Annotated in this window: 13 protein-coding genes and 1 riboswitch; of the genes, 3 read left to right on the top strand and 10 right to left on the bottom strand. The window is 66.2% G+C overall.

Annotated features, from left to right (window positions below; all coding sequences use genetic code 11):
* Positions 1-4: 4 nt before the first annotated feature.
* The 10 genes from RH91_RS13340 to RH91_RS13295 form a co-directional block, all read right to left on the bottom strand.
* Entirely contained in the window at positions 5-766 is a 762-nt protein-coding gene (locus RH91_RS13340; RefSeq protein WP_010163333.1) for an SDR family NAD(P)-dependent oxidoreductase, read from the bottom strand.
* Complete coding sequence (locus RH91_RS13335) at positions 753-2,846, bottom strand: AMP-binding protein (RefSeq protein ID WP_010163332.1); 2,094 nt, start codon at positions 2,844-2,846, stop codon at positions 753-755. Before RH91_RS13335 ends, RH91_RS13340 begins: the two co-directional genes overlap by 14 nt.
* Positions 2,843-3,385 (bottom strand): thermostable hemolysin, encoded by a 543-nt coding sequence (locus tag RH91_RS13330; protein ID WP_037478789.1) that lies wholly within the window; start codon positions 3,383-3,385, stop codon positions 2,843-2,845. The genes RH91_RS13335 and RH91_RS13330 overlap by 4 nt, the downstream gene beginning before the upstream one ends.
* Before the next feature lie 78 nt (positions 3,386-3,463).
* Positions 3,464-5,779: a TonB-dependent receptor gene (locus tag RH91_RS13325; protein WP_232283501.1), complete on the bottom strand. Its 2,316-nt coding sequence runs from the start codon at positions 5,777-5,779 to the stop codon at positions 3,464-3,466.
* Positions 5,745-6,671 carry a FecR family protein gene (locus tag RH91_RS13320; RefSeq protein WP_010163327.1) on the bottom strand — a complete coding sequence of 309 codons (927 nt, stop codon included), beginning with the start codon at positions 6,669-6,671 and terminating at the stop codon, positions 5,745-5,747. The genes RH91_RS13325 and RH91_RS13320 overlap by 35 nt, the downstream gene beginning before the upstream one ends.
* A gap of 70 nt (positions 6,672-6,741) precedes the next feature.
* A complete protein-coding gene (locus tag RH91_RS13315) occupies positions 6,742-7,251 on the bottom strand; it encodes an RNA polymerase sigma factor (protein ID WP_010216433.1) in 510 nt (169 codons plus the stop codon).
* A gap of 338 nt (positions 7,252-7,589) precedes the next feature.
* Positions 7,590-9,878, bottom strand: coding sequence for a catalase/peroxidase HPI (gene katG, locus RH91_RS13310; RefSeq protein WP_010163325.1), 2,289 nt, complete (start codon positions 9,876-9,878; stop codon positions 7,590-7,592).
* Positions 9,879-9,921: 43 nt separating this feature from the next.
* Positions 9,922-10,620: an MIP/aquaporin family protein gene (locus RH91_RS13305; protein WP_010163324.1), complete on the bottom strand. Its 699-nt coding sequence runs from the start codon at positions 10,618-10,620 to the stop codon at positions 9,922-9,924.
* A 100-nt stretch (positions 10,621-10,720) separates the two neighbouring features.
* Positions 10,721-11,587, bottom strand: coding sequence for an ATP-grasp fold amidoligase family protein (locus tag RH91_RS13300; RefSeq protein ID WP_010163323.1), 867 nt, complete (start codon positions 11,585-11,587; stop codon positions 10,721-10,723).
* Between the two features lie 144 nt (positions 11,588-11,731).
* Positions 11,732-12,217 (bottom strand): DUF3833 family protein, encoded by a 486-nt coding sequence (locus RH91_RS13295; protein WP_232283500.1) that lies wholly within the window; start codon positions 12,215-12,217, stop codon positions 11,732-11,734.
* A 218-nt stretch (positions 12,218-12,435) separates the two neighbouring features.
* On the opposite strand from RH91_RS13295, the gene RH91_RS13290 reads away from it, so the two are divergent.
* The 3 genes from RH91_RS13290 (at position 12,436) to cobW (ending at position 15,041) form a co-directional block, all read left to right on the top strand.
* A complete protein-coding gene (locus RH91_RS13290) occupies positions 12,436-12,687 on the top strand; it encodes a hypothetical protein (protein WP_051116693.1) in 252 nt (83 codons plus the stop codon).
* Between the two features lie 160 nt (positions 12,688-12,847).
* A complete protein-coding gene (locus RH91_RS13285) occupies positions 12,848-13,483 on the top strand; it encodes a DsbA family oxidoreductase (protein WP_010163319.1) in 636 nt (211 codons plus the stop codon).
* Positions 13,484-13,599: 116 nt separating this feature from the next.
* A riboswitch (cobalamin riboswitch) is annotated at positions 13,600-13,833 on the top strand.
* A gap of 170 nt (positions 13,834-14,003) precedes the next feature.
* Positions 14,004-15,041, top strand: coding sequence for a cobalamin biosynthesis protein CobW (gene cobW, locus RH91_RS13280; protein ID WP_010163317.1), 1,038 nt, complete (start codon positions 14,004-14,006; stop codon positions 15,039-15,041).
* Positions 15,042-15,045: the final 4 nt, after the last annotated feature.

Below are 15,045 nucleotides of genomic sequence, written 5' to 3'. Positions count from 1 at the left end.
CTGATCAACATTCTGGAAATAGCGTACGGGCGGTTGCGACCGGCTTGGTCAGCCCGCGGTCGATCAGCCCCGGCAACGCGGCGTTGAGCTGGCTGAATATCCGTTCGGGCAAACCGATCGAGACGTCGTTCGCGCGCCGTTCGATCGCCGCGACGATCCGGTCGGCGACCAGGTCCGGCGCATCCGCCGCCATGCCGCTCAACTCCATGAACCGCTCGACCGCTGCGGTATTGAAGCCGGTGCGAACCGCTCTGGGGGCGACATGGGTGACCGTGATGCCGCGGCCGCGAACCTCGCGACGCAGCGCCTGGCTAAAGGCCTTCAACCCGGCCTTGGCACTCGAATAGGTCGTGAAATACGGATAGGGCACCGCCCCCATCACCGAGCCGATATTGACGATCTGCCCCGATCCCCGCGCAATCATCTGCGGCAACACCGCGCTGGCGAGGATCGTCGGCGCGACGAGGTTCACGGCATAGCCAAGCGCGATCCGCGCCGGCCCTTGCGCCTCCAGCGGCCCGAAATACTGGAGCCCAGCGACATTGCACAGGATATCGACTCGCCGTCCCGCCAAGGTCGTCGCAAGCTCGTCCAAGGCATCGGGACACGACAGGTCGCTTTCCACGCTCTCGGAGCAGGTCACGCTGAATCCGCGATCGATCCCCACGACATAGGCGCCCGCGTCGCGCAACCGCATCGCGATCCGCGAACCGATCCCTCCGGCCGATCCGGTGAGGACGATCCGCAACCCGTCAAGCCGCGACATGCATCGTCTCCAGTTCGATGCCGGCGAACAGACCGCCGAACAGGCCGAACATCGCGCGGGCCATGGCGATGATCGCCGCCTGATCACCCGGATCGTCGATCCGGTTCATCAACCTCTCGAAGAAGACCATATGCTCCTGATCCAGCGCACCGTGCGAGGTCAGATAATGGAAGGCGTCGTCGGGCAGCCCAAGCGCGGTCTGCACCGCCCCCGCCCCATGGCTTGCCATCGCGATGCTGGTCCCTTCCAGCACATAGACCATGCCGAAAAACGCCGCCGGATTGCCTTCGCGGATCGTGCGATACGCGTGATCGACCATCGCTTTGGTCGCCGGCGACGGCAAACCCGCGCCAACCGCTTCGGCATCCCCGCCTGCCGCCGCAATGTCCTCGAGGATCCAATATTCGTGCCCCGTCTCCTCCTCGATATAGTCGTCGAGCGCGGTCACGAGCGTCGGGCGGTGGTTCAGGCGCGCGCGCGCTCCCTGCATCAGCGGTACGGTGTGGCGGACATGGTGAAACGCCTCGGTCAGATAGGCGATATAGTCCGCGACCGAGATCCGGCCCGTCAGCCCGGCGATCAGTTGCGGGGTCATCTGGAAACGCGCCTGCGCCTCGCGCGTCTCGGCGACGAGACGGTCGAAGAAGGGCTGGTCCAGTCCGGCGTCGCGATACGGGTAGGCCGCCTCGATCGCGCGCCGGCGCAGACGGCCATTGCCGGTCAGCAACCCCGCCGCAGGCGTGAACGGCGGCACGATCTGCCACTGCGCAACCCGCGCGTAGGCCGGCAGCGCCAGGTTTGCGGCGGCCACCGCAGCGGCGACGTCCGCCGCCGGGTTGGCGGGTACGATCAGGGCGTCGAGCGCCGATCGACCGTCGCCGCGTACCAGCACCTGCAGAATGGCGGGATCTGCGCGCAACGCGCCTTCGACCCATTCCGGCGATATGTTGCGTCCGTGACTGGTGACGATCAGCGACGATTTGCGCCCCTCGATCCACAGCCTGCCGAAGTCGTCGATCCGCCCGATGTCACCCGTTGCAAACGGCGCGGGGGGCCGTGAATGGCCGATCGTGCCAAGGAACATCGGTCCGTCGATGAGGATCTCGCCATCGTCCGCCAAGCGGATCTCGTTCGCGCCGATCGACTGCCCGACGCTGCCGCGCGAGTGCGGGTCGCCGCCGTCGAGCGCGACGACCGACCCGCATTCGGTCAGCCCATAGCCCTGCCGCACCGGCAGACCGACCGCGGCAGCCGCGTCGAGCAAGCGCGGCTCGATCCGCGCGCCGCCCACTGCGACCAGCGTGAGGCGCGGCAGTCGCCTGCCGGACGCGGCCATCGCGCCGACGAGACCAGCCAGATATTCCGGGACGAGGATCAGCGAGGTGATCGCATTGTCTTCGATCGCCCCGAGCATTTTCGTAAAATCGGGGCGAAACGGGTCCGCCATGCCGACCGCGGCCTGCGGCAGCGCGACATAGGTCCCCCCCGCCAGGATCGTCGCATAGAATCCCGCGACGTTTTCCAGCAGGATGCCCGGCGGCAGGATCGGCAGGTGCCGCCCGGCATGGTGAGTCCCGAGATGCTCCACCACCGCGCCGGCCACGCGGCACAGGTGCGTCATCGACAGGCAAATGCCTTTAGGATCGCCCGTCGAACCGGACGTGAAGGTGATCCGTGCCGTCTCTTCGGGTACGTCCGCCCGCAGCGTTCGACGCGGTTCGACCGTCATCGTAAAACCTGGGGTCGGACCATCCGCAAGGTCGATCGCCCCGCTGACGACGGCGGAGGCACCGGCGTGATCGAGCGCTGCGGCACCCTGCGCGAGGGAAAAGAACGGCGGCAACGGGATGCTGACGATCCCGCTCCCGGCCAGCGCGAGGTCGAGCAGGCATTCGGCGACGCCGTGATCGACCCGAATGCCGAGCGGTCTGGCGACGTCGCACCGTGTCGCGACGTCGCTCGCCAGCATCGGCAGCGCGCGCTTCAGCGCTTCCCAGCTCATTGCGACCGAACCGTCGATCGCAATCGCCTGCGGCCGGGCTTCGGCATGACGGCGGATTGCCGTCCAGAGTTCGCTCACGGCCGTATTCTCCCATAGGTGATGGTATCGAGCCGTCGCCGGCACAGCGCGACGTCCCCGACGCAGAGCATCGGGTCGGCATCGTAATAGCGGCCCCATTGCGCAGCCTCGCTGCCAACCGCCGAAATCGCGGCGGGCGCGAGCTCGATGATCGGCAGCGCCAGCCGCGCGAACATCGCGCGGAGCGGTTGCGTCAGGACGGCAACCGCATAGTCCGCCCGGCCTTCCAAGGCGGCGGCGGCTTCCCGCCACAGCCTGATGGTTGCGCCGGGCCGATGCGAGGCGTGATTGCCGATTTCGGCGATCCGGTCGCGCGACACCGTACAGCCGAAGGTCGCGCCGACCACATGCTGGATCGGCTGCTCGACGTATCGCTCGAGCAACAGCGGCTCCGCGCCTGCGGTGCGAAACCCGAGCACGGCGTGCGGAGCATCGGGCTGCCCGACCGTAAGGTACGCGGGATATTCCGCGGTCGGAAATGCCGCATGGACCGCGGCATAGCGGTCGACAATCAGGGTACGAATGGCGGGATCGTGCATGAACACCTCGTCGATGCACGAAAGACGCCGTGGTCAGGCAGCCACCCTACCTCTGCTCCGGAAGTTCGCGACGACGCCTCAGAAGGTCCGCCGCACCGACAGCGCGATCGTTCGCGGGCGAACGGGAGTATGCTGGCTCGACGCCGATACCGAGAATGGATTGCCGAACGCAAAGCTGTCTGCGCGGCTGTTCAACAGATTGTCCGCACTCACCCGCCATTGCCACGCGGCCCGGCCCGCCGATAGCGACGTCGCGAGCAGCGTGATCGGCTCACTCTCACGGTCGAGCGCAGGGTCGAAGCTCAAACGCGTTGCGCCGACGAAGCTGGCGCGGGTGGTGGCCAGAAACGTCCAGCCGTTCCTTTCCAGCGCGTATGTCGCTTCGCCGTGCGCGCTGAGGTCGGGAATGACAGGAAGCCGTCGATCGGCGGCAAGCGCGGGCGCGGACGCCGGGTCGATCCGCGCATGTTGCAGGAGCGTCCCCGCCGACACCGTCCAATGCGAGCGCGGGTGCCACCGCGCGGTGAGATCCACGCCTTGATTGGTCGCGTCCCCCGCGTTGCGCGTCGACAGCAACCCTTGCGGACCAAGCACATCCGCCTGGACATGCGCCCAGTTGGTAACGAAGCCCCCCAGATCCAGCGCCAGCCGATCGCCCGGCGACGACCAGCGCAGCCCAAGATCATACGCCTGCAATTCGTCGGCCTGATACGTCGACGTCGCGGTGCCTGTGCCGGCCGTCGCGTCGATCCCGCCCGGGCGCAGTGCGGACGCATAGCGGGCGAAGACGAGGAAACGCGGGTGGATTTGCCAGGCAATCGTCGCGCTCGGGCTGGCGCGGACGACGGCGCGGCTGATCGCGGCCGCGTTCAGTTGCTCAGTCCGGTCGTCGTCGACGGCGGATCGGAACACGCGCACGCCCGCGCTTGCCCGAAGCATCGGCGTCAGATGCCAGGTCGCCTCCCCGAACACCGCGACTTCCTCGACCCGGCGGCGGACCTGCAGGACGGGAAGCGACGTCGCGCCGACCAACGTTCCCGTCGCATCCGTCGCCGCCGACAGGACCGAGGCCCCCACCAGCCCATCCAGCGCCCCGCGCGACAGCAACGCCCGAACCTCGCCGGTCGCGACCTTATATTGGCGCATGTCGTGATACCCCGCGGGCGCGGTGCCACCCAGCACGGCAGCCTTGGCCAACGCGTCGTAGGTGGCGTTCAGCTCCTGCCACGCGAGACTGCCGGCCGCGGTAATCCTTGCGGCACCAATTGACCCGGTCGCGGCGGCGCTGACCAACGTAATCCCGGTGTCCTGCGGTTCCCGCAAGCGCGCCGCGCGCGTGAGGGTGTGCGGTGCCTCGACATATTGGCTGTCGGAGACCGAAGCGGATTGCGTCACTCCTTGGAGGTCGACGATCCAGTCGCCGCCGGGGCGCGCCCGAACCGCAAGGCGGCCACCGCTCGTCTGCCCGTGGTTGATGTCGCGTGCGCCCGCGGCCGTGTCAATCCATCCCGCCTGCCCGATGCGATAGCCGACCAGCCGGATGCCCAATCGATCGGGCACGATCGGGACGTTGACCATGCCGTCGAACGCCCCCGCCGCCGATCCGCCTTGCGTAGCGCTGACGCTTCCCTCCGCCATGCCGGCCGCGCGCGAGAGATCCGGTTTCGCGGGCACCAGCCGGTAGACGCCGCCCAGCGCCCCGGTGCCGTAGAGTGGCCCCTGCGGCCCTTTCAGCAGTTCGACCTGTTCCATGTCGACAAGGCGCAGATCCGGATCGGGCGCGTCATAGGTCAGGCGGGCTTCGTCCAGCTGCACGCTGACGCTCGATTGGCCGAAGCCATCGAACGGGCTGTCGGCGACGCCGCGAATGAACAGCCGGTTCCGGCCGGGGCCAAGGTTGGTCACCGACAGGCCGTTGACCAAGGACGCGAAGTCCCGCGTATCGGGCGTCTGTCCGAAGATCGACAGCATCGCCGGGGACACGATCGTCAACGGGGTTGCGGTGGACGCCAGCGGCTCGCGATGCTTGGTACCGGTGACGAGGATGTCGACCTGATCCGCGGAACCGACCACTTCCTCCGGGGGTAAGACGCGCGATCGTCGGACGATTTTCGGTTTCGGTCGTTCGATCCGCCAAAGGCCGGGGCCGACGCGGACCGCGAGCAGCCCGGTGCCGCGCAGCAGTTCGGCGAGCGCCACGGAGACCGGCAATGTCCCGTGGATTGCCCGCGTGCGAAGCACCGGCAACGCGAGATTGGTCCCGATCGACGCGCCCGACTGGCGCGCCAGTTCCTGGATCGATCGCTCGATCGGGCCAGCCGGAATGTCGAGCGACCGGCGCTGTGCGATGGCCGCGGTGCTAGTGCCGAGGCTCCAGACGAGTGCGAACGCCATCGCGGCGCGCGGCAACCCCGACGATCGCCGCCAGCGACTCTGCAGGTTTGGCACCATCCCCAATCTTCAACGCTCCAGAGAAATGGAGATCGGCGATTGCGGGATCGACCGTCGTCTCCTGGCCGGCATAGCGGGAGATGTCGGTGGCAACCAGCAGCAGCGGCGCATCCGCGTAAACGAGTTGCCCGCGTTGCCAGCTTCCAATGCTGTCGGCGGCAACGCTCGAGACGGAGACGGTTGCGCCGCGGGCAACCATCGCATGCCCGCCGTCGAGGGTGATCGGCGCGTCCAGCCGCGAGGACGTCACCGCAAGCTTGCCCTCGGCGACCGAGATGCGCGTGGCGGCAGCGTCGGTCGCGACGTTGAACCGCGTCCCGATGTCGCTGATGCGATAGCCACCTGCTGAAATCGACAGGGTCCGCCCGGATCGGTGCGGAATCTCGAAATACCCCGCCCCGGTCAGCGCGAGCTGGGTCTGATCGCCATGGTGAGCGACCAGGCGGCTACGCGGCGCAAGCGCAATGCGGCTGCCGTCGCTCAGGTTGATCTCCCTCCCCGTCGTGTCGCTTTGCCAGGCTACATCCGGGTTGGCCCTGGGGATCATCACGATCAGCGCCAGCGCTGCCGCAAGTGCGCCACCGCCCGCGACCGCCCACCGCCAGCCGGCGCGACCACCCGCCACCGGGGAAGGCATCTGCCGTGGCTCGTCCATCCGCGCCAGGATGGCGCCCCGCTGCGCGACGATATCGTCGTCGAGCAGCGCGATCCGGTCGAACGCGTCGCGATGGCGCGGATCCGCTTCGAGCCAGGCCGCAAAGCCGTCCCAATCCATATCGTCAGTGTCTTGTGCGGCATGCCACTGCGCGGCGTGCTGCCGGATATCCTCGTTCATTGAATCACCTCGCGCCGGCATGCCCGCCGCCGCTCCCTGCTTCTGTTGGCAAGACGCCGTGCACCGGCGATCACCCCAGTTCCCCGTCGTCGAGCAGTCGGCGCAGATGCGCCATGGCGACCGCCATGTGTTTTTCCACGCCCTTGCGGCTGATGCCGAGGTGGGCAGCCGTATCGGCGTGGCTCAGTCCCTCGAGCTTGTGGAGCCGAAACGCCCGCGCAGCGCCAGGCGGAAGGCGCGTGATCGCGTTCGCCAGTCGTTGGGCATCTTCCCGTGCGATCAAATCCACCTCGGCCGACGCCTCGACATGCGGTTCCGGCGCGTCGGTGCGGAACCCCTGTTCGCTATCCGCCCACGCGCATTCGCGCCCGGCCCGACGGCGACCCGCGCGGAGCCGGTCGAGGACGATGTTCTGCGCCATGCGGTAAAGATACGCCCGCCCGTTGCCGATCGGCCCGGAGGGTACCGCGGCAAGCTTGAGCCAAAGGTCCTGAACGACGTCATCGGCCTCGGCGGCGCTGCCGGTGCGTGCGACGAGGAAACGCAGCAATGCGGTCCTGTGTTCGACGTACAAGGCCATCAAACCGTCTGGTCCGTCGTCGGCGCCACCTATGTTCAAACGAGCCGTCCTCCCCGCATGCCGGTATCACACGTGGTACTGCATCGCCATCTACGGGATCGGAATGCCCGCTGGGCAAGGTGGGGGCCACATTCTGAAGGGCTCCGCGCCGATCATGAGGTCTGCTTGCGCGCGTACCCCTCGCCATCCTGTCCCAAGCCGAGGAACGCGGCGCATCACCCCCGGCCGTCGCTCATGAAGCGCGCAAGCGTGACGCGCGATGGTTTGGCCTGGATAATTACCGACGATGGAGTCCGCGGGCGGCGGACTCCATCTCGACTCTTACCGAAGCGATGCCGTCAGACGTCGTACCGGTCGAGCATCATCACCTTGTCCCACACCTTCACGAAGTCCCGGACGAAGCGCGCGTGGCCATCGTGGCCGGCATAGACTTCGGCGACGGCACGCAACTGGCTGTTCGCGCCGAAGACGAGGTCGCAGCGCGTCGCGTGGAAGCGGGGCGTGCCGGTTTTCCGGTCATCGAGCGTGAAGGTCATGCCCTGGTCGTCCGCCTTCTTCCATTCAAACTCCATGCTGGTCAGCACGGTGAAGAAATCGTTCGACAATACCCCGACGCGATCGGTGAACGTCCCGTTGGCCGAGCCATCATGATTGCCCCCGAGCACCCGCAGCCCCCCGACCAGCGCCACCCATTCCGGCGCCGTCAGCGCGAGGAGCTGCGCCTTGTCGAGGAACATCGCCTCGGGCGAAACCTCCGGCGCGACCTGGCCGTATTGCGGATCGACATAGTTGCGGAAACCATCGACCACCGGCTTCAACCAGGTGAACATCTCGATGTCGGTAAGCTCCTGGGTCGTATCGCGCCGCCCCAGCGTAAACGGAACATCGACCTGGATACCCGCGTCCGCGGCCGCCTTCTCGACCGCCGCACAGCCGCCGAGCACGATCAGATCCGCCAGTGCAACCTTGACGTCACCGGTCTGCTTGCCGTTGAAATCGGCCATTACGCCGCGCAAAGCGGCAATGACCGGGACGGTGCGCTGATTGACCGCCCAGTCCTTTTGCGGCGCGAGCGCCAGCCGTGCGCCGTTCGCGCCACCGCGCTTGTCGCTGTTGCGATACGTCGCCGCGGCGGAAAAAGCGGTAAACACGAGGTCCGATGTCGAGACGCCGGACGCCAGGATCGCCTGCTTCAACGTCGCTATGTCGGCCGACCCGATCAGGTCATGGTCGCGCGGCGGGATCGGGTCCTGCCACGCCAGATCGTTCTCGTTGCGCTTTTCCGGCCCGAGATACCGTTCGCGCGGACCCATGTCGCGGTGCGTCAGCTTGTACCACGCCTTCGAGAACGCCTGCGTGAACGCCTCGAAATCGCCCAGGAACTTCTCGCACACGGCGCGGTAGGCAGGATCGACCGTCAGGGCGATGTCGCTGGTCATCATCATCAGCGGGTTCATCTGGCCCGGGACGTGCGCATCGGGGGTCTTGGGCGCATCCGGGTCGGACGGGGTCCATTGCAGCGCGCCGGCCGGGCTTTTGGTCTGGACCCACTGGAACTTGAACAGGTTTTCCAGATAGCTGTTGTCCCACTGCGTCGGGTTGGGCGTCCAGCTGCCTTCGATCCCGTTGGTCATGGTATATTCCGCAAAGCCCGTCCCTTCGGGGTTCTGCCAGCCCATGCCCATCGCCTCGATCGGCGCGATTTCCGGTGGCGGGCCAACCTGATCCGCGCTGACCATGCCGTGGCTCTTGCCGAAGGCGTGGCCGCCCGCGATCAGCGCGACGGTTTCCTCGTCGTTCATCGCCATACGCGTGAAGGCGATTCGGATGTCGCGCGCCGACCCCATCGGATCGCCATTGGCATAAGGGCCTTCGGGATTGACGTAGATCAGCGCCTGATGCGTCGCGGCGAGCGGATTTTCGAGATCATAATCGGCATCGCCGTTCGTGCCGCGCCAGCGCTTGTCGCGCGTCACCATGCTGTCCGACGACGGTGCGGCGCTCGGATCCCACACTTCCGGCCCCCAATAGGTGCTGGTATCCGCTTCCCATGCGTCCTGTCGACCTCCGGCGAAGCCATAGGTCGGGAAACCCATGATCTCGAGCGCGCAATTGCCCGTCAGGACCATCAGGTCGCCCCACGACAGCGCGCTGCCGTACTTCTGCTTGATCGGCCAGATCAGCCGCCGCGACTTGTCGGTGTTGCCATTGTCCCACCAGCTGTTGATCGGCGCGAACCGCTGGAGCGCTTCGCCCGCACCGCCGCGACCGTCCGCGATGCGATAGGTGCCGGCGGCGTGCCACGCCATGCGCACCATCTGCGGGCCGTAATTGCCGTAATCGGACGGCCACCACGCAACGGACGAGGTCAGGAAGGCCTTGATGTCCTGCTTGAGCGCCGCGTAATCCAACGCATTGAACGCCGCGGCATAATCGAAGTCGTCGCCCAACGGATTGGCCTGCGGGCCGTTCGAGTGGAGCTGCTCGACCTTCAGGCGGTTCGGATACCAGTCGGACAAGGCCGGCGGCGTGCCCAACGCACCACCGATACGATCTCCCCCGAACGGGCACTTTCCGCCCATTTCAAAGCTCTTCGTGTCGGTCTTGTCGGTTTCGATATCGAGCATGGCTTCATTCCTTCTGAACAACGGTGGGAGGTGTCGCGCGAAATTAGAATGCAGGCTCGTCCGGGACAGCGGTGTCCTTCTCGTCGCCGATCGATTTGGCGAAAACGAACCGGTAAAAGATTGCCGCCAGTGCGGCACCTAGGAATTGTACGAGCATGTAGGGAACCGCCTCGGTGAACTTGCCGAGCCCGATCGCGGGGCCCAGTGTGCGCGCCGGGTTGATCGAAGCGCCCGTAACGGCACCGAAGCTCATGATGCAGAAGGCGACCGTCATACCGATCGCAAACGGCGCGAACTTGCCGGCAACGCCGCGGAGCGCGGTGTTGAGCACGATCGTCATCAGGAAAAACGTGCCGATCCCTTCCAGCACAAGCCCGCCTGTCACCGAAGTCAGGCTGGTCGTGACCGTGGTCATTCCCAGGCTATGCGGTGCATCGACGCCATAGATTGCGGCCAGCGCCAAGCCACCGATTGCGCCCCCGGCGAATTGCGCCAGGAAAACCGGCAGGGCCGCGCCGATCTTGCCCTCGCCCGCGATGACGACCCCGAGGGTCAATGCGGGGTTCAGGTAGGAGTTGCTCTCGTTCCCAAAGGCATAGGCGAACGCCATGATGACGAAGCCATGCGCCAGTGCGATCGCCGCTATGTTCGGCGGGTCGAGCACGGTCACCGCGCCGGCACCGATGAAGATCAGTGCGAATGTTCCGAGGAATTCGGCGATCAGCGCTTTTATAAGATGCACGGTTTTTCTCGCTCGCCACATGACACGCCGTTCGCGCTGTGACTGGCCGGATAACGATCGGCGGCGGTGTGCGACCCACCGAAAGACCCTAAAATCGAGTTCATGAAATTCCGAACGGCATCGACGGGGCCTCGTACACCGAACGCGAGGCCGGACCTGACGCCACGGGTGCGCCTGTGAACGGGGCCCCCGTCAGCCAGCATTGGCCGAGCGACACATCCAGCGAAAACGGATCGAACGGGTCCAGCCCGGAACCGGGGTAAAAGGTCATTTCGCCAAACCGCGGCACGCGTCCTACGTCGTAGAAATCGATCCGGACGAAATCGAAGCCGCTTGCCAGGGCTTCCGCGCCTCCGATCATGCGGTCCAAGGCCATCGGCTGCGGCATGTCTTCGCCCAACCCGTCACCCGACAGCCGTCTCCAGCGGCGGTCGAACACCGTCCAGCGATGATTGGTCGCGCGGTCGCTATGAACCTGGATCACCGCGACCCTGCCGTGGAAGACGTACAGCTTGTAATCGATCGGCAACACCGGGGCGACGCCGACGAAGGGTTCGATCAACACCCCGCGCGGCACGTCGCGATATCCCCACTCGTCGAGCCAGTCCCCGTAGGACCGTCGCATCCACGACGCCGCCGAGCGGCGAACCATGGCCCAGTCGTCGGCCTGGCTGCAGACCACCCGCACCTGTTTGCAACCATGGCGCGATTTTACGACGAATGGATAGGAACAGGGCGGTGTCGTCGGCAGGATGTCACCCGACCACAGCGTCGGCGTCACCCAGTCTGGCCCGAGCATGTCGGAGACGAAGCGCTTTACCGTCAGCTTGTCGATCAACCCCGGCATCCGAGGATCGCGGTCGACGAGCTTGCGCTGCTGGACCAGTTCGGTGAACAACCGGGGCGCGGTGAGCGACAACAGGCGTTTGTGTCGCCAAAGGTACGTGAGATGCAGACGCAGCAGCATCGGCAGCGACGCCTTTGGCCGAGCGCCCCACCCCGCGAAGGCGGACGTTGACCTCCCGGTCTCCGCGACCGGTAACGCAGCAGCGATGCCGAGATCACCCGACATCGACGGAGCCTGCTCGCCAGCCCGCAGGCGTCGGAAGGATCACGGCCTGCGCACGATCGTCTCGTCCACGCTGGCGACCGGGACGCCGAATTTCGTCACGACCATGCGGTTGCGCGCGGTCTGGCCGCCCGGTTGCAAGTCGAGCCATTGCTGGGCGTGCAATCCATGCTTCATGGCAAACCGCAAATGCAGGCGGTTACCGGTAACCTCTCCCGTCACCGGACCGACGGCATCGCTCAACGTTCCCGCGTATCGATCCGGCGCGATCCGACGAAGATGCCACGTCCGGTGCGTAGGTTTGCCGACACCCTCGCGAACGTCCTGCTCCAGGTCGATTTGGCCAGCCCCAGGGGCAACGCCATATCCTTCGACGAGCGTTGGCGTATGATGCCGCAGTATCACCGAAAGGCGCCCTTTCCCTTCGGTATGTCCGGCGAAGAACGCGACGGGATCGAACACCGGCACGGGAGCGTGCGTGCGCGCGAGATGCCCCGAGGGCACGCAAGCGCTGAGCGCGATCGACACGGCGAGCAGAGGGACGCTCTTCGCGATACTTTTGGTGGAGCGACGGAACGCCAGAAACACAACCATCGTCGCCAAACCAATGAACGGCAGGACGGTTGTCTAAATTCGCGTTCATAGTGTGGCCGGGAACGGCCCAACGGGAGGACTACCAGTCGGGCGTGCCGCCCCACCCCGATCTTCCACGCCGTCATTTTTCCCGGAACGCAGTATCCAAGATCTTGCTGAACGGTGTCAGCAGACAGCTCAGCACAGACCGTTTGTGTCCCAGAAAATCGATCTGCGCGGTCTATCTCCGTTTCGATACCTCCGATCCGGATCGCCTGCCCCACCTCGTCGAGGCGGGGCTCGTCCGGGACGTGAAGGCCGATATCGACAGCCTCAGCGGCGTGGCGAATTACGTCAATCGCACCTTTTCGCTCTTCTCCCATGCACAGCATCGCCGGCCGAAACGGATGCTCGTGAAGGCGTGACGCAGTCCAGCCGTCGGAATCGCGGCGTGAAATCGGAATGCAGGACGCCTCAGCGCGGACGGCTTGCCGCCTTTCGTCAACGCGCAGGTGTAATCGCCACCCCGTATCCTTATGTCTTGCGCCATCCTCTCTCATCGAACGGTGTTGCGTGTCCAAGCCCATGAAGATCGATTTCGTTTCTGATGTCTCTTGCCCGTGGTGCATCATTGGCCTGCGCGGCCTCGAGGAAGCACTCGCGCGCACGGGGGACCTGGTCAGCGCCGACATCACTTTTCAGCCGTTCGAGCTGAACCCCGGGATGGGCAAGGATGGACAGAATATCAGGGAACACGTTGCCGAAAAATACGGCTCGACACCCGAACAGTCGGCCGCCAGCCGCACGATGATCCGCGATCGCGCGGCCGAACTCGGCTTTTCGATGCAGATGTTGGAGACGAGCCGCATCTACAACACCTTCGATGCCCACCGGTTGCTGCATTGGGCGCATATCGAGGGCAAGCAGGCCGCGTTGAAGAACGCGTTGTTCGTCGCTTATTTCACCGATCAGCAGGATCCGTCCGACCATGACGTGCTGATCGCCACCGCCGCACAGGCCGGGCTCGACCCCGTGCGCGCCGCCGCGATCCTTGCGTCGAGCGAATTCGCGGACGAGGTCCGGACGGCCGAGCAGCTATGGCAGTCGCGCGGGATCAGCGCGGTGCCTGCCGTCGTCATCAACGATCGCTACCTGATCTCGGGGGGGCAGACGCCCGAAGCATTCGAGCGCGCGTTGCGCGAGATCGCCGCGCAGGACTGACATCGGCGCATCCTCGCGCCTTTTGCGGAAGCACGCTCCCTGACGCGATGCGGCGCATTACCGAATTGGCAAGCCGCCCGGCTTCGGCTAGGATTGTCGACGGGCGCCGTTTCACGGTGCCCGTTGATCGCGCCGGTGCCCCGCGAGGGGCTTGAATGGGAATGCGGTGCGGGGGTCCTCCCCCAAATCCGCGGCTGTCCCTGCAACTGTAAGCGGTGAGCGAAAGCGTCATGCTCCCGGCAACGGGAGCGGCCACTGGACTCCGACGGTTTTCGAACCGTCGATCTGGGAAGGCGATGCTCTAGCGATGACCCGCGAGCCAGGAGACCTGCCGGCGATAAGGTCGCTCTTGCCTTGGCCCAGGGGATGGCCGCGGCACGGTTCTCCGTCTGAGCGACGAGCCTATGCGGCTGGGGCTGCATCGGTGCGTGGCTGGGCGGCTTTACGGCGCTCGTCCGTCGTCGCGCGCCGTCCGAAATCGGCCCCTTCCGTTCGTTGCTGTCGCGCCGCGGGGAAGAGCATGTCCGATCTATCGAAGGTTCCCGTCACCATTGTCACCGGCTTCCTTGGCGCCGGAAAGACGACCCTCATCAGCCACCTGATCCGCAACGCCGGTGGGCGGCGGCTCGCGGTGGTGGTCAACGAATTCGGCACATTGGGGGTCGATGGCGACATCCTGAAGGGCTGCGCGATCCCCGATTGCCCGGCCGAGAACATTGTCGAGCTCGCCAACGGGTGCATCTGCTGCACCGTCGCGGACGATTTCATCCCGACCGTCGAGACGCTGCTCGCGATGGAGCCGCGGCCCGACCATATCCTGATCGAGACATCCGGGCTCGCCCTGCCCAAGCCGCTGCTGAAAGCGTTCGACTGGCCCGCGATCCGCTCGCGCATCACGGTCGACGGGGTGATCACGCTGGCGGACGCCGAGGCGGTCGCCGCGGGGCGGTTCGCGCCCGATCTCGCCGCGGTCGACGCGCAACGCGCTGCCGATCCGAGCATCGACCATGAAACCCCGTTGTCCGAAGTGTTCGAGGATCAACTCGCCTGCGCCGACATGGTGCTGCTCACCAAATGCGACCTCGCCGGGCCCGTCGGAATCGCCGCCGCACGCGCGGTCATCGCCGCCGAGACCCCGCGCCCGCTCCCGATCGTCGAGCTGGTCGATGGCATCGTCGACCCGCGCGTCGTGCTCGGGCTCGGCGCTGCGGCGGAGGACGATATCGCTGCCCGCCCGTCGCATCACGATGGCGAGGACGAGCACGAGCATGACGACTTCGACAGCATCGTCGTCGCATGGGGCGAGATCACCGACCCGGACGATCTCGCGCGCCGGATCGAGACGCTCGCGGCGGGCGGCGACGTGCTGCGCGTCAAGGGCTATGCCGCGGTCGCGGGCAAGCCGATGCGGTTGCTCGTCCAGGCGGTGGGCGCGCGGGTGCGCGTGCAATACGACCGACCGTGGCGCGGCGACGAGACGCGCGGCACGCAACTGGTGGTGATCGCCGAGCAAAACCGGCTCGACCCGCCGGCAATCAAGGCAGCGCTGGCGGGCTGATCCG

Origin of the sequence: Sphingomonas sp. PAMC 26617 (genome assembly GCF_000242835.1) — a bacterium.
Lineage (GTDB): Bacteria > Pseudomonadota > Alphaproteobacteria > Sphingomonadales > Sphingomonadaceae > Sphingomonas.
The sequence above is the reverse complement of the archived record's forward strand: the minus strand, read 5'-3'. Positions and strand labels throughout refer to the sequence as shown.